The sequence below is a fragment of the Geodermatophilus sp. TF02-6 genome (genome assembly GCF_003319115.1).
Lineage (GTDB): Bacteria > Actinomycetota > Actinomycetes > Mycobacteriales > Geodermatophilaceae > Geodermatophilus.
In genome coordinates, this window is sequence record NZ_QOHF01000012.1 from 1 (window position 1) to 14,566 (window position 14,566).

Here is a 14,566-nt window from a genome sequence, read left to right on the forward strand (position 1 = left end):
CCCGCCCATCCCGGGCCAGGACGGCCAGCCGGGGTCGCCAACCGCAGCCGGGCTCCCCGCTACGACGTCGGCAAGACCGCCAAACGAGACACCACCGACCCGAAAATCAAGGGTTAAACGACAAGCTCAGAACGTGTTGAGTAAGGCTGCTGACACCGGCGGCCGGGTCGGCGAGGCTGAGGCATGGGCTCTTCCCCGGCCTACCCCTCGGACCTGACCGATGCCCAGTGGGCGCTGATCGAGCCACTGGTGCCAGTACTCAGCACCCGTGGCCGCGGTACCCGCGGCGGACGCCCGCCCAAGTACCCGCGGCGGCGCATCGTCGAGGCGATCTTGTACGTGGTGCGAACCAGCTGCTCGTGGCGGCAGCTGCCGCACGACTTCCCGCCGTGGACGACGGTGTACTTCTACTTCCAGTCCTGGACCGCCGATGGCACCGTCGACCGCATCCACGACACGCTGCGGGATGCGGCCCGGGATGCCGCCGGCCGGGATCCGATGGCCTCGGCCGGCGCGATCGACTCCCAGTCGGTGCCCGGCGCGGCGACCGTGGGCACGGCCACCCGGGGCTACGACGCCGGCAAGAAGATCAACGGTCGCAAGCGGCACCTGGTGGTCGACACCCTGGGCCTGCTCATCGTGGTACTGGTGACCGCGGCCAGCGTGCAAGACCGCGACGGCGGCATCCAGGTGTTGGACCGGGCCAAGACGGTCATGCCCTCGCTGGCACTGACCTGGGCCGATGCCGCCTACAGCCGCCGCGTGCAGGAGTTCGCCGCCGGTGCGCTGGGCATCGTCGTGCAGGTGGTGGCCAAGCTGGTCGGGCAGTCCGGGTTCGTGCCGCTGCCGCGGCGCTGGATGGTCGAGCGCACCCATGCCTGGATTACTGGTCACCGCCGGCTGGCCCGGGACTACGAGCGCCGTCCCGAACACGCCGAGGCGATGATCAAGTGGGCCATGATCGGGCTGATGGCCCGTCGCCTCGCCCCTGCTCCCGGCCGCCGTCCGTGGCAACGAACGAAGGCAGCCTAAACCGTTTCTCAACACCTTGTCAGGCGTCGGCGTGCTCCTCCAGCTCCTCGAGGTCGGCGGCGACTCGGACGGTGATGGGAGCCGGGGTCATCGGAGGGCCCCCCTCGCCCATCCCACCGCCGTCCACCGCAGTCGTGGCGGCGCGTGCACGCACCGGTCGGGCAGCCCGTGGCGCCGCAGACTCCGGCGACTCGCCGCGACGTCGTAGTCCAACTGCAGGAACTCGACGTTGCCGGCCGTGTCGTCGTAGACCGCGCAGCGGGCCCGGGGACGGCGCTCGCGCTCCCGGGACTGCCCCACGCTCCCGGGGTTGAGCAGGCGCGGAGCGCAGGACGCAGCGACCGTGCCCATGGTTGGGATCGTGCTCGCCACCGCGTCGAACAGCCACTGCCGGTGCGTGTGCCCGAGCACCAGCGTGTCCGTCCCCGGTGTCTCGGCGGGGAGGCGGCCGAGCAGCTCGCGAGCCCGGCGCTCCTCGGTGACGTACTCCTCGGGGCTGTCGAGCGATCCGTGGGTCATGAGCACGCGACCGGTGTGCAGCGTGGTGGGCAGGGTGTCGAGGAAGCTCCGGACGTCGGTGGACAGCAGCGACCGGTGCAGGTCGGCGGCGCGTCGGGCGAGGGCGTGGAAGCCGGTCGGCGGCAGGCGGTCGAGGACGAGGAGGTCGTGGTTGCCGAGAACACACCGCGCGCCGGCCTCGGCCAGCACGGTCACGCACTCGTTGGGCTGCCCGCCGTAGCCGACGAGGTCCCCGGCGACCAGTAGCTCCTCCACGCCCCGACGCTCCAGCGTGCCGAGTACCGCCTGGAGAGCCTGGAGGTTGGCATGGACGTCGGAGAGGAGGCCGAGACGCATCAGCGATCAGGATGGGTCCGCAGGAACCGGCGGAGTGCGCGGTGGGTCGGTGCGAGCACCTTGCCGGCGATCAAGGGCATCGGGTCGGACAGGTCGAGCGGCGACGTGGTCTCGCACCTGGCGACCCAGCGCAGCCAGCTCCACAGGCTCATCCCCTCCTCACGGGCGGCGAGACGGTCGCGTTCGACCCGGCACCACGCCACACCAGGGCGGGCCGTCGCCCTGGCCGGTCGGGGCAGTTCGAGGAGGTCCGCCCAGACGACGGCCGGGATGTTGACCCCCGCGGCGGCGCCCACGTGGTGCCACAGGTTGAACCGCGGGTTCACCTCCAGCAGCCACAGCCGCCCGTCGGGATCGCGTTTGAAGTCCAGCTTGGCTACGCCGTGCAGGTCCAGCCGTGCCACGACCGCGCGACCGAGCTCGGTGACGTCCGGCGCCCGGGTCGTCATGACGGCGGTCGAGTGGCCCAGCGCCTGCGGGTACGTGCGCAGCTTCCGCCCGGTGAACTCTGCGGCCGTGCCGCCGGAGGCGTCGACGTAGACGTGGTAGCTCTCGATGCACGTCTCCGGGCCCGGGACGGGCTCCTGCACGATCACCCGCGAGTGGGCCGCGGTCAGCCGCTCCACAAGGGCGGCGAGCTCCCGGCGGTCGTGGACGAGGGCGGCCTTGGCGGGGGTGGCCGCGTCCCAGGAGCGCTCCCGGCGCAGCGGCTTGACCAGCAGGGGGAAGCCCAGACGCTCGTCGAGCGTCGACCGGTCGAGGTCGAGGACCTGTCCTCGGGGCACCGGCAGGTCCATGTCGGCCGCGAGTTCCTGGAAGGCCGCCTTGTCGACCACCTTCTCGACCAGGTCGGCGTCGGGTACGACGAAGCGAAGCCCCGCTGACAACTCCTCGCGTCGACGGGAGACGAGCAGCAGGTCGTCGTCACCCTGGTAGAACAGGGCTGCCGGGGCCTCGTCGCCGCGTGAACCGGCCAGTAGCGCCGCGACCAACGCGTCCTCGTCGGGCCGGGGGTCGGACAGCCATGCAGAGACGTGCCGGGAGAACCGGTCGGCGGTCGTGGGCGGGCTGATCAAGGTGACGGGGACGTCCGCCGCGCGCAGCGGTAACGCAAGGTCGCGGTCCCCCATGACGAACGCCCGCCCGACACGTCGGCCCGTCGCCGTCGGCACCTGCGGTGCAGCCTCCGTCACAGGCTGAGGCACGATGGGCATCCGGGAACTCGCTCTCACGAGGGCAGGAAGTAGGTCTCGGGAGTTGTGGGGATCTCGCCCGTCGGGAACAGCGCCTCGACCTGGGTGCGGTAGCCCTTGATCAGGACCTGCTTGGTGTCGAGGTCCTGATCCCAGGACACGGGCCTGAGCCGGCGTGCTGCGAGGTAGCCGGCGTCCGGGTGGTCCCGCCGGTCGTAGGGGAAGTCGGAGTAGAGCACGGTGGGGCGGGGCTGCCGCTCGACGAGGGTACGGGCGATCAGGTGGTCGACGTGCCGGCCAACTGCGACCGGGCCGAGGACCAGCGCCGCGTCGATGTGGTCGGTCAGCCCGCGCAGCTCGGCGTCGAGCCGGTGGACGAGTGTGCGGTCCCCCCAGGAGACCCGGCCCCTGGCGATGTCGAAGCGGAAGGTCGGGTAGCAGTGCACCACCTCGGGGACGACGCGGCCCAGCCGGGCCACGGCCGGTGGCGTCTTCCGGCGCCGGAAGAGGGCGTCGACGTGTCCCAGGTGGACGTGCTCGACGCCCAGCCCCGCCAGCACGTCGGCATCCTCGTGCCGCCGGGCCGCGTACAGTTCGGCGGCGTCCCCGACCGTGCACTGGGCGAGGAAGGCGCGGGCTGCCCTGGTGTGCGGCGGGGGTCCGGCCTCGGTGAAGAGGGTCGCCACGCAGACCGGGGTCCGCCCGGCCAGGCTGCTCAGCAACGCACCGCAGGAGAGGACGGCGTCGTCGAGGTGCGCGGACAGCACCAGGATCCCCCGGCCCCCGGCCACCGCCTCCTCCAGGCGCGCGGACAGCGGATCGCTCATCGGGTCTCCTGTTCGTCGGTCGGGACGTCATCGGTGCGCCGCAGCAGTCGGAGCACCGCTGCGCCGAGCAGCAAGATCGCGGCCACCCACAGGGGCGGCACGAAGCGGGCCAGCTCCAGGAGTGCCACCAGCACGCCGGTGAGGACCAGCGCGCGCAGCGCCCGGGCCGGCGTGCGCGCGGGCAGCAGCGGCGCGGCGGCCGCCCACAGCGCCCCCGCGGCGAGCAACGCCGCCAGCGCCACGCCCACGGCTAGACCCGGGACGTCGCCGACCCGCCAGCCCAGCAGCAGGCCGACGGGCATGAGGACGACCGCGGCCAGCAGTCCCACCTGGCACCGCCGGTACGCGCGCAGGCCCAGCAGCACGGAGGTGAACAGGGTGAGGGCGGCGTAGCCGACCCCTGCCGCGGCGAGCACCGGCAGCAGGCGGAGGGAGTCGGCGTAGCGCTCGGGGAAGACGAGGAGCACCAGGTCGCGGGGCACGGTGGCGACCACGGCCGCGGCCGAGAGCGCGAGCACGGTGAACGAACGCATCGTCGTGGTGAGGATGTGGTCGGTGCGGGCCTGTCGGCTGCGCAGCAGGGGGAACGCCACGGCGACCGAGCCGGCAGCCACGTAGACGGGCGCTTTCGCCAGGGTCGACAGCGCCTGGTAGCCGGCGCTCTCCGCGTCGTGGGTCGCGAGGGCCGCCACCAGCACCACGTCGGCGCCGATCAGCGCGTAGACGATCAGCTGGGTGAGGGCCATGTCCCCCGTCTCGGCCCAGCGTGCACGCTCGCGCAGCACCTCCGGGCGCCACTGCAGGTCCCGCCACAGCGCGCGGGGCGCGCCGAGCAGCACGACGAGCGAGCCGGCGACGAACCCGGTCAGCGCACCACCGGCTCCCCATCCGGCGAGCACCACGCCGACGGTCACGGAGATCCGGGTGATCACCTCCACCTCGAGCAGGACCGCGTTGCGGACGAACAGCAGCTCGCCGTGCAGCCAGCCCCAGAGCGGGCTGGCCAGGAACAGGACCAGCGCCGAGACGGCGACCGTCCCGACCACGGCCGTCCGCGCGAAGGTCGCCGTGACCAGCCCCGTCACCAGCGCGGCGAGCAGCCCGCCGGCGGCGGACACCGACCAGGCGAAGGCCATCCCCCGGCATCGTTCCTCCGACCGCCGCGGGTGGGTGCGGATGACGTGCGTGAGCGGCATCGGGACCAGCGCGGCGGCGAACACGCCGACGGTGCCCAGCAGCGTCGCGGCCGCGGCGTACTCGCTGTAGGCCGGCGCGGCGAGCAGATGGGCCAGCACGAGGGCGCCGGCGTAGCTGATCGCGGCGACCAGGGCCATGGACGCCGACACCAGGGGGCCACGCGAGGAGACCAGGCGGCCGTCGGCAGGCGCCTGGCCGGGCAGGCCGCCCGGCGCGACGGCGCCGGCGGTCGGCGGGACGGTGCTCACCGGCGCCGTCCCGCGGTGCGGAGGTGCCGGAGGGAGACGGCCCGGTCGAGGACCGACCGGAGGCGGTGTTCGGTGGCGGTCAGCGGGAGCCGCTCGAAGCGGAGTGCGTGGTACCGGACCGGAGCCGCTCCGAAGCCGGCCTTGAACCGCGCCACCCCCGAGCCGGGGTCGGACTCGCCGAGCTGGAATCGGAGGGCTCCCGACCGGCAGGCGGCCTCGATCGCCAGCGACTGCAGCAGCGCACCCGCGGAGGTCCGTCCGGCCAGCTCTTGGTCCATCGCCGACATCCAGAACCAGGCCTGGTGGCCGTGCTGCAGGGCCACGTACGCCGCGACCGGTTCGCCGTGCAGGTGCGCCGTCCAGCCGGTCACGGTGGCGCCGAGGACGGGCAGCGCGGAAGCCAGCTGACCGGCGCGGTCCCGTCGCCGCTCCACAAGGTGGGCGAGCCACCGCGGTCTGCCGCCCTGCCGCGCCCAGCGGTCCACGGACCGGCGGTTGAGCTCGGCGAAGGTCTCGACGAGGCTGCTGTCGCGGACCTGGCGGACGTCGAGCGGCTGCTTCTCCGCGCGACGGACCTTCCTCCGCGCGTCCTGGCGGTACCGCTGCGCCCACACGTGGTCGAAGCCCCCTTCGAGGTCGAGGACGTGGCACAGGAACGGGACCCGCACGGCGCCGGCCGGCGCGGCCGCGTCCCAGGTGTTGGCGACCAGGGGGTCGGGGGCCAGCGTGGCCCGCATGGCGGGGCGCGCGGCCAGGTCGGCCAGCACCACCTCGGCCTCGGCCCCGGTGACCTGACCGCCGGCCACGAGCGGACCCCCGTAGCCGAAGCCGTACGGCATCGACTCCTCACTGACCGGCACCCCCGCCGTGGTACGGGCCACCAGCGGTAGCAGCAGCCGGCAGCCGTCCGGGAACTCGTACAGCCGGCTGGCGTCGCCGTACCCCCGCGTGTGGCACAGCCAGTCGGTCCACTCTGGCGTCTGGGTGGGCAAGGTGTCCGGATCGGCGGACTGCAGCTCCCGCCACACGTCGCGCGGCGCGGGGGAGATGACGCGAACACCGTCCGAGGTGTCCTGCCCCGAGCCCTTCGAGTGGCGGGTGGTCGTGGTCATGAGCGGGTCTCCGAGGTGAGGTCGCGCCGGGCGGTGATCATGGCATCGACGGTCGACCTGAGCCGACGGTCCGCGGCGGTCATGGGGAGCCGTTCCAGTCGCAGTGCTGCGTAGGGGACGGCTCTGGCCCCGAAGCGCTCCTTGAACGCCTCCACACCCGAGCCGCCGGCCGCCTCACCCATCAGGAACCAGCGAGCCCCGGCGGCGCAGGCGTGCTCGATGGCCAGGGACTGCAGCAGCGCGCCGGCGTCCGTCCGTCGGGCGAGCTCTTTGTCCATTGCCGACATCCAGGCGTAGGCGCGTGTGCCGAAGTGCAGCAGCACGTAGGCCGCCACCGGTTCACCGTGCAGGTGCGCCGTCCAGGACGTGAGAATGGAGGTCAGCGCCGTGACGGCGGAGGAGAGCTGACCGACGCGGTCGCGTCGACGCTCGACCAAGCGGGCCAGCCACAGTGGCTGGCCCCGCTGGAGTGCCCAGCGGTCCACGGAGCGGCGGTTCAGCTCGGCGAAGACGTCGACGAGGTCTGCACCGCTCCCCTGATGGACCTCGAGGGGCTGTCTGGTCGCACGGCGGATGTTCTTCCGAACGTCACTGCGATACCGCTCCTGCCAGACGCGGTCGAAGCCGCCCTCGAGATCGAGGACGTGGGCCAGGTACGGGACTCGGATCGCACCTGGTGGCGCGGCTGCGGCCCAGATGTCCGCCTTCAGTGGGTCGGGGACCATCCCCACCCGCAGCAGGGGCCGTCGCCTCAGATCGGTCAGCATCGAGCGAGCTGAGGCATGCGTGATCTCGCCCCCGGCCACGAGCGGACCTCCGTAGCCCAAGCCGTAGGGCATCGACTCGGCGGTGATCGGCACACCGGCACGGTGCCAGGCCATGAGCGGCAGCAGGAGGCGGCGCCCGTCCGAGAACTCGTAGAGCCGGCTGGCGTCGGTCCAGCCGCGGGTGCGGCACACCCAGTCGGTCCACTCCGGCGTCTGGGTCGGCAGGGCATCGGGGTCGGCGGCCAGGAATTGTTGCCAGATGTCGCGTGGTGCTGGGGACACGACGTGGACGTCCTGTGTCGACCTCGTGGAGCAACGGGCGGTCACGGGCGTGCATCCGAGAGGAGGGGACGTCCCCGTCGCGGTGAGGTCCCGGCTCGCGAGGCGGTCACGGACAAGCGGTAGACCTCCGCCTGTCGACGGGCGAGGACGTCCCAGTCGTAGCCGGCGGCGAAGGCCCGGCCGGCCGCCCCCATGGCCAGCATCAGGTCCCGGTCGGGGTGGAGCGCCGCCAGCTGCGTGGCGAGCGCGGCGACGTCGAACGGCGGGACCAGCCGGCCACAGGCGGGCGGCACCACCTCGCGCAGGCAGGGGATGTCGAAGGCCACGACCGGGGTCGCGGCGGCCAGCGCCTCGACGGCGACGATGCCGAAGGTCTCAGCGCGGGAGGGCACCACGACCAGCCGGCTGGAGGCGAGCAGACGGGCCTTGTCCGGGCCGCTGACCCAGCCGACGAAGCGCACCCGGGCGGCGACGCCCAGCCGTTCGGCGAGCTGCCGGACGCGGGCCTCGTCCGGGCCGCGGCCGGCGATGACCAGGTCGCCGTCCACCCTGTGGTGGACCTGCGCCCACGCCCGCAGCAGGAGGTCCAGCCCCTTGCCCTCCAGCTCGAGGCGGCCGATGCACAACACGTCGCGGCCCAGCTGCGCCGGCTCGGCGAACAGGCCGGGGTCGACGCCGTTGCCGATCACCTGGACCGAGGCGCGCGGGTTCATCGCCGTCAACCGCTCGGCGGTCCCGTGCGACACCGCGACGAGCCGCCGGTGGGTGCGCACGGCCGCGCGCTCGATGAGGTGGAACGGCAGCTTGTACTGGCGTGCCTTCTCCCGGGCGTGCAACCACTGGACCATGCCGACGACCGGCCGCCGGGTCCACAGCGGGACGGCCGCGCTGGAGAACGGCGGCAGGAAGTCCTCGACGACGAGGTCAGCCTCGGCGTGCCGCCGGACGGCGACCGGGAGCGCCGCCAGGTAGCCGAGCAGCCGGGTCAGCCGGTTGCGGCCGCGGCCGATGCCCACGTGTTCGTACCGCACGCCCTCGTAGACGCCGTCCACGCAGCCCGGGTAGCGGGTGGTGAGGACGGTGACGGCCATGCCCTCGGCGGCCAGCCGCCGGTCGATCTCCCGGGTCCGCACCGATCCGCCGCCCGAGCCCGGCATCAGCGGGTCCTCGAAGCCCAGGTGCAGCACGCGCAGGGCCGCAGGGTGGGCGCGGGGGGTCCGGTGCGACGCGGGCGCGCCGGTGTCCACGCCGCTCATCCCTGCCGGCCCTCCCCGGTCGACGGGCGCGCCGGACGCCGTCGCCCCGTGCCGACCGTGCGGATCTGGTGGGCGTAGTCGTCGAGGCCGACCCCGGGCCGGGTGCCGAACAGGTCGTCCTCGAACGCCCACATGAACAGGGCGAACCCGCACTCCCGGGCGTACCGCGGCGCGTGGACCATCTGCTCCTCCGGGCTGTCGGTCAGCTCGTTGCCGCCGGTCCGCGGGGTGTCCGGGGACCCGGGGTTCTCACCCATCACGTCCAGCCCGGCCCGGCGGGCGTTGGCGACCGTCCAGCGGACGGAGGACCACTGCTCCACGCCGGGCTCGGTGAGCAGGTCGCGGTCGGCGTCCCCCGGCTGGCAGGTGTCCTGGGGCGGGTCGAGCTCGCGGGCGGTCACCGCCGTCGCGTCGTCCACGCTGCTCGAGTCGGCGTACACCCCGCCCCAACCGGCGCGCTCGGTGCGCGCGAGGCTCTGCGCGATGTGCGGCAGCTGCTCGGGGTAGAACAGGCCCCCCTCCAGGCTGCCGTCGCGGTCGGCGGTGCCGTCCAGACGGGCGGCCAGGGCCGCCTCCAGGTCGGCGGGCAGCGCACCTCGGCCGGCCAGGGGGAAGTGGACGTCGCCCTCGTAGCCCTGGTCGCGCAGCGTCCGGACCACCCAGACGACGGCGTCGGCGACCGACTGCGAGTACCACCGGAACCACTGCCGGACCTGTTCGGTGCCCACCTCGGTACCGCGCCAGACCGGGGAGCCGGGGGTCCACCCGGGCAGGGGGGTGACCGCCGCCCCGTCGGCCAGGCCGACGCCGTTCTGAGCGGCCTCGTCGAAGGCCCAGAACGGGTTGTGACCCGAGGCCTCGGTGCCCGGGTAGCCCAGCTCGCCGTTGACGCCGGTGCCCACGCGGATCGCCGCGGCCCGCCCGAGGCCCACGGCGCGGTCCAGCTCGGCGAGGTAGTCGGCGACGGCGTCCCTGACGGCCGCGCTGAAGACCACGTTCGGGACCTCGTCGGGACCGCGCTCGCCGTGCTGGTCGACGTACGAACCACCGGGCAGCTCGGCGACCCACCGCGGAGCCGAGTGCAGCCCCAGGGTGAGCACCACCCCGATGCCCGCCTGCCGGCACTGCTCGATCTGGCGGCGCACGTGGCTGGCGTATCCCTCGTCGACCTCGCCGGCGACCGGCTCGAAGTGCTCCCAGGACAGCCCCAGCTCGGCGTAGCGCACGCCGGCCTCACTCAGCTCGGCGACCCGGTCGGGGTCGCACCGCGACCCCAGGACGCCGAAGGCGAGGCCGGGCACGTCCTGCTCCTGCATCCGGTCCTCCGGTTGTCGCGACACCAGCAGGACGCCGCCGACCGCGGCGGCGACGGTCAGGGCGAGGACCAGCAGCACCACGGGAGCCCGTCGACGGCGACGGCCCGGTGGCCGGCCCGTGCCCTCACCGCGTGCCACGGTCACCTGCCTCGGGGACCGCTTCGCCGGCGGTGCCCGCGTCGACGGGGGGCGGGGGCGGCCCACCGACCCCGTCCGCGGCGGCACGGGCCAGGGCGTCCGGTGGCACGGACCACAGCACGGTCTGCCCGTTGGTCGGACCGTCGGCCCGGAACAGCGGCGTGCCGTTGGCCTCCAGCCAGTCCAGGAGCTCCGGCCGGGCCCGCGCGTAGCCCTGCTCGGTCGGCAGGCTCACGGTGAGCACGTACCGCGCCCCGTTGTCCTCCAGCTGCTGCGCGGTGGACCATGGGCCGAACCGGTCGTCGTCGCGGAAGGCGCGGATCGCCGTGTCGTTCGTGACGCCGACCCGGGCGTCGGGCGGGAGCTCGGCGGCTGCCCAGGCGCGGAAGCGCAGGAAGCCCCCGTCGTCGGTGGTCTCCAGCCGCAGGCCCGTGGTGGCCACGGCGGCGAGCAGGACCGACGCCAGGACGACGGTCACCGTCCGCTGGGACGGCCGGCGCTCGACCACCTCGGCGGCGCAGACGGCCAGGGCGGTCACGCCGGCGACGACCATCGGGTAGCCGAAGTGCTCCTCGAGCGTGCCGAACAGCGCCAGAAAGGCCCCGATCACGCCCATGACCACGGCGGTCAGGCCGACGAGCCGGCGGTCCGGACGGTGGCTGGCGGCGGCGAGCAGCCCGGCCAACGGGCACAGCAACAGCAACAGGTAACTCGTGCCGTACCCCTGCGCCTGGTCGAGGAGCCGGTCGACCAGGCTGGGCGCTCCGGGGGCGTTGAAGCCGGTCGCCTGCTCCGCGCCCACCAGCCGCAGGAGGCCGTTCCCCTTGGCCGCGGCCCACAGCCCGAGGTCGCCGGCGAGCGACAGGAGGACCAGGTACACCGCGTAGGGGGTCACGACCCCCAGCAGGACCGTCCCGGCCTCCCCGAGCCGCAGGGTCCGCCGCCAGACGACGGCCAGCAGCACCGGGACCACGGCGTAGACCGCGAACACGTCCTTGGTCAGGACGGCGTACCCGAGCAGGAGGCCGGCGAGGAACAGGCGGCCCTGCGCACGTCCCCGGTGCCGCCGGTCGAGGTGCCCGACGAGCAGGAGCAGACCGGCCAGGACCGCGGCGGCCGCAGGTGTCTCCAGGAAGACGCGGCTGTTGTTGCGCAGGACGAAGGGCTCGAACACCAGCACCAGCGCCGCCCACACCGCGGGCCAGGTGCCCGCCACGCGACGGACGAGCAGGAAGGCCAGCGCCACCGACAGCGACCCGAGGGCCGCGGTCAGCCACCGCAGGTCGTAGACGAGGCTCATGCTGTCGGCGGTCTGCAGGTCGAGGAGCCGGATCACGGCGCCCTCGACGACGAAGAACCCCGGCGGGTGCAGGAAGAACGGGCCGTCGGCGAGTGCGGGCAGCTCCCCCCGGCTGATCGAGGCGCCGAGGTCGGCGTAGTGCATCTCGTCAATCCACAGCTCGAAGCTCCGGGTGAGGCCGATCGAGCGCACCGCGAAGGCCAGCGCTGCCAGGGCGGCCGCCAGGAGCAGCGGGGCCGAGGCGCCCCCGCTGCTCCTCGCCCGGTGCCTCCCGTGGAGTGGACGGGCGCCCGGCTCCTCGACCGGGACGCGCGGCTGGTCGACGAGCGTCATGCGCTGCGCCCCACGTCGAGGCACCTGTCGTCCCGGTCGGGTGCGGGTGGTGCCGCGGGGCCGGCGAGCAGGAGCCGCCGGTCGACCAGCCGCAGGTGCCGGTCCCGCACGCCGATCCGGTCGAGCACCCGTGCGGCGTCGAACTCGTCGCAGCCGCTGAGCACGACCGCCGTCCGGTCCCCCCGGCAGACGACCTCGTCGGTGGACCGCAGCTCCTTGCGCACGTCGGCCTCGGGGGTGGGGAAGCCGGCCAGCACGGCCATGTCCGACCGCGCCGACCGTCGTTCGGCGGCCTGGCCGCCTTCCTTCGCCGCCATGTGCCGCATCTCCTCGAGGACGATCCCGGCGAGCAGATCGGCGCTGCGGTCCCAGGAGAAGCAGCCGGCCCAGGCGCGGCAGGTCGCGGCCATCTCCTCCGCGCGCTTGCGGTCGTCGAGGTACCCGACGGCGCTGACCAGGGCAGACCCCAGCCGTCGCGGCTCGTCGACCAGCCAGCCGGTCTCGCCGTCCAGGACCGAGTCCCGGATGCCGGGTGCCTCCAGCGCCAGACACGGGACGCCCCAGGCTGCGGCCTCCATCACCGAGCACCCCCACCCCTCGGCGGCCGAGGTCGACGTGGTGAGCCACGCCCGGGAGAGCAGGTCGTCACGGGCCTCGTCGGACACGCGCCCGTGGAAGCGGACGGTCGACTGCAGTCCCAGCTCGTACGACAGGGCCTGGAGACGGGTGCGCTCGGGACCGTCGCCGGCGATCTCGACACGCAGTCCCGGGATCTGCTCTGCGGTCGTGGCCAGGTGGCCCAGGAGCAGCTCGACCCGCTTGTGCGGTACCAGCCTGCTGACCACGACGATCATGGGCTCGTTAGCACGCTGCCCCTGGGACCTCCGCACCGGGACGGTCCCGTTGGGCACCACGAAGACCGGGCCCCGCAAGCCCAGCCGACGCCGTACCTCGGCGCGGGTCGACGTCGAGACGGCGGCGACGGGGCGGTCCCCGTACACCCGCCGGGCCACCGGTCCCTCCAGCCAGCGGCCGATGGCGGCCACCGGGGCGGGGAACCGCGTCGCGAACTGGTCCTGGTGCACGTGGTGGACGACCTGCACCACGGGCACCTGCGCCCCCGCGAAGAGCGGCGCGAAGAACGGGATCCCGTTCTGGCAGTCGACGACGGCGTCGAAGTGTCCGCGAGCACGCAGGAGGCGCGCCGCCGTCCGGGCGTACACCGACAGCGGGCCACCGGCACGCAGGATGTGCATGCCGTCGAGCCGGTCCCGGGCGGCCTGGCCGGGCGCTCGCGCGGTCAGCCAGGTCACGTGGACCCCGGCCTGCACCCAGCGGGCGCCGATCTCGTGGATGTACTGCTCGGCCCCGCCGGCGTGCGGGTGGCGGACGTCGCGCCAGTTGAGCACCAGGATGCGCGAGCCCCGCAGGTCCGCGGCCGTGCCGGTCACGACGCACACCCGGTGGTCGAGCGCTGCATCCGGCGGACAGCGCTGAAACTGGCCAGCCCGTCCCGCCACGGCGAGAACGAGGACTCGTCGGCATGGCTCCACGCCACGGGGATCTCCACGATGGCCACGCCGGCCCGCTGCAGCTGGCACAGGAGCTCGACGTCGAAGGCGAAGCCGGTGGTCCGGCAGGTGACGAGGGCGTGCGTGACCGTGTGCCGCTCGAAGAACTTGAAGCCGCACTGGGTGTCGTCCACGCCCTTGACCAGGCTGCGCGCCATGAGGCGGAAGGCGGCACCGCCCAACCGTCGGGCGGCCGGCTGGGCGTGGACGAACCGGGCGCCTGCGGTGTACCGCGACCCGATGACCGCCTGCGCACCGTCCTCCAGGTGCTCCATCACGGTGGCGAGGGTCTCGACGGGGGTGGCGAGGTCGGCGTCGAAGAACCCCACGAACCGGGACCGGCTGCTCAGCAGGGCCCGACGGACGGCCGCGCCCTTGCCGGGTCGTGCGCAGCCCACGAGGTCGACGGGCACGCGTCCGTCGGTCCTGCGGGTGTGGGCTCGCACGACGTCGGCGGTCCCGTCGCAGCTGCCGTTGTCCACGACCACCACGCGGGAGGACCAGGGCTGTCGACGCAGGTACTCGACGGTGCACCAGAGGGTCTGGGGGAGGCGGGTCACCTCGTTGTACGCGGGGATCGCGACCTCGAGGTCGGCCACGGGACGCGAGTACGCAGGCATCCCCAGGGGGTGGTGCGGGCTCCGGACGGGCCGGACCCCGAGGGAGTGGATGATCACGGGGCGGTCGGAGGCGGACCGGACGGCAGGTCCGGCGTGGACGGTGTTCCTCATCTGACCAGTTCCTTGGCGGCGTGCCGGCACGAGTGCGGACACGTGGTGGGTGCGGGGGTGGGAGGAGGTCCCGGGGGAGGCGGCCGGCAGGAGCCGTGCCTGCGCACTACTGAGGGATCGGGCGTCGAACGGGACGCAGATAGCGACCCGGGATCAGTCCGGGCGCGCTCCCGGGTCCCCGGGACCACCGAGGACGGAACCGGCCAGACCGGAGGACCGACAGACCGCTGCCCACATGTGAGCGGCGGGACGGCCGGCGTCCAGGACGGCGGGTGGCCAGTCGAAGTCGTCGCCCTGCCCACCGCTGACGGCTGAACCGGCGGTCAGCGAGCCGGTGCAAGGCCCGGCCGGGACCGGCGGCGCCGGCGGGGGCATCGGTGGGCTGACCGGGAGCGGTGGGGGCGTCGG

Annotated in this window: 12 protein-coding genes; 1 reads left to right on the top strand and 11 read right to left on the bottom strand. The window is 73.9% G+C overall.

The features are described 5' to 3' along the window. Window positions 1-183: 183 nt before the first annotated feature. Entirely contained in the window at window positions 184-1,032 is an 849-nt protein-coding gene (locus DQ238_RS12210) for an IS5 family transposase (protein ID WP_113781557.1), read from the top strand. An 87-nt stretch (window positions 1,033-1,119) separates the two neighbouring features. Here the strand turns inward: DQ238_RS12210 and DQ238_RS12215 are convergent, their stop codons facing one another. From DQ238_RS12215 to DQ238_RS12265, 11 genes are all read right to left on the bottom strand, one after another. Continuing rightward, window positions 1,120-1,887, bottom strand: coding sequence for a metallophosphoesterase (locus tag DQ238_RS12215; protein WP_113781558.1), 768 nt, complete (start codon window positions 1,885-1,887; stop codon window positions 1,120-1,122). Beyond that, entirely contained in the window at window positions 1,887-2,963 is a 1,077-nt protein-coding gene (locus tag DQ238_RS12220) for an ATP-grasp domain-containing protein (protein WP_147263062.1), read from the bottom strand. Before DQ238_RS12220 ends, DQ238_RS12215 begins: the two co-directional genes overlap by 1 nt. A 152-nt stretch (window positions 2,964-3,115) precedes the next feature. Then, the gene (locus DQ238_RS12225) at window positions 3,116-3,907 is read right to left on the bottom strand and encodes a PIG-L deacetylase family protein (protein WP_113781560.1); all 792 of its coding nucleotides are present in this window, start codon (window positions 3,905-3,907) and stop codon (window positions 3,116-3,118) included. Then, complete coding sequence (locus DQ238_RS12230) at window positions 3,904-5,352, bottom strand: lipopolysaccharide biosynthesis protein (RefSeq protein WP_113781561.1); 1,449 nt, start codon at window positions 5,350-5,352, stop codon at window positions 3,904-3,906. The genes DQ238_RS12225 and DQ238_RS12230 overlap by 4 nt, the downstream gene beginning before the upstream one ends. Continuing rightward, window positions 5,349-6,464, bottom strand: a complete 1,116-nt coding sequence (locus DQ238_RS12235) for a GNAT family N-acetyltransferase (RefSeq protein WP_113781562.1) — start codon at window positions 6,462-6,464, stop codon at window positions 5,349-5,351. The genes DQ238_RS12230 and DQ238_RS12235 overlap by 4 nt, the downstream gene beginning before the upstream one ends. Then, window positions 6,461-7,558 carry a GNAT family N-acetyltransferase gene (locus tag DQ238_RS12240; protein ID WP_113781563.1) on the bottom strand — a complete coding sequence of 366 codons (1,098 nt, stop codon included), beginning with the start codon at window positions 7,556-7,558 and terminating at the stop codon, window positions 6,461-6,463. Before DQ238_RS12240 ends, DQ238_RS12235 begins: the two co-directional genes overlap by 4 nt. Next, the gene (locus DQ238_RS12245) at window positions 7,555-8,769 is read right to left on the bottom strand and encodes a glycosyltransferase family 4 protein (RefSeq protein WP_199506314.1); all 1,215 of its coding nucleotides are present in this window, start codon (window positions 8,767-8,769) and stop codon (window positions 7,555-7,557) included. The genes DQ238_RS12240 and DQ238_RS12245 overlap by 4 nt, the downstream gene beginning before the upstream one ends. Beyond that, window positions 8,766-10,166: a hypothetical protein gene (locus tag DQ238_RS12250; RefSeq protein WP_113781564.1), complete on the bottom strand. Its 1,401-nt coding sequence runs from the start codon at window positions 10,164-10,166 to the stop codon at window positions 8,766-8,768. Before DQ238_RS12250 ends, DQ238_RS12245 begins: the two co-directional genes overlap by 4 nt. Window positions 10,167-10,209: 43 nt before the next feature. Continuing rightward, window positions 10,210-11,856 (bottom strand): glycosyltransferase family 39 protein, encoded by a 1,647-nt coding sequence (locus tag DQ238_RS12255; protein WP_113781565.1) that lies wholly within the window; start codon window positions 11,854-11,856, stop codon window positions 10,210-10,212. Beyond that, window positions 11,853-13,307 (bottom strand): glycosyltransferase family 4 protein, encoded by a 1,455-nt coding sequence (locus DQ238_RS12260; RefSeq protein ID WP_233495914.1) that lies wholly within the window; start codon window positions 13,305-13,307, stop codon window positions 11,853-11,855. The genes DQ238_RS12255 and DQ238_RS12260 overlap by 4 nt, the downstream gene beginning before the upstream one ends. After that, the gene (locus tag DQ238_RS12265) at window positions 13,304-14,047 is read right to left on the bottom strand and encodes a glycosyltransferase (protein WP_113781673.1); all 744 of its coding nucleotides are present in this window, start codon (window positions 14,045-14,047) and stop codon (window positions 13,304-13,306) included. The genes DQ238_RS12260 and DQ238_RS12265 overlap by 4 nt, the downstream gene beginning before the upstream one ends. Window positions 14,048-14,566: the final 519 nt, after the last annotated feature.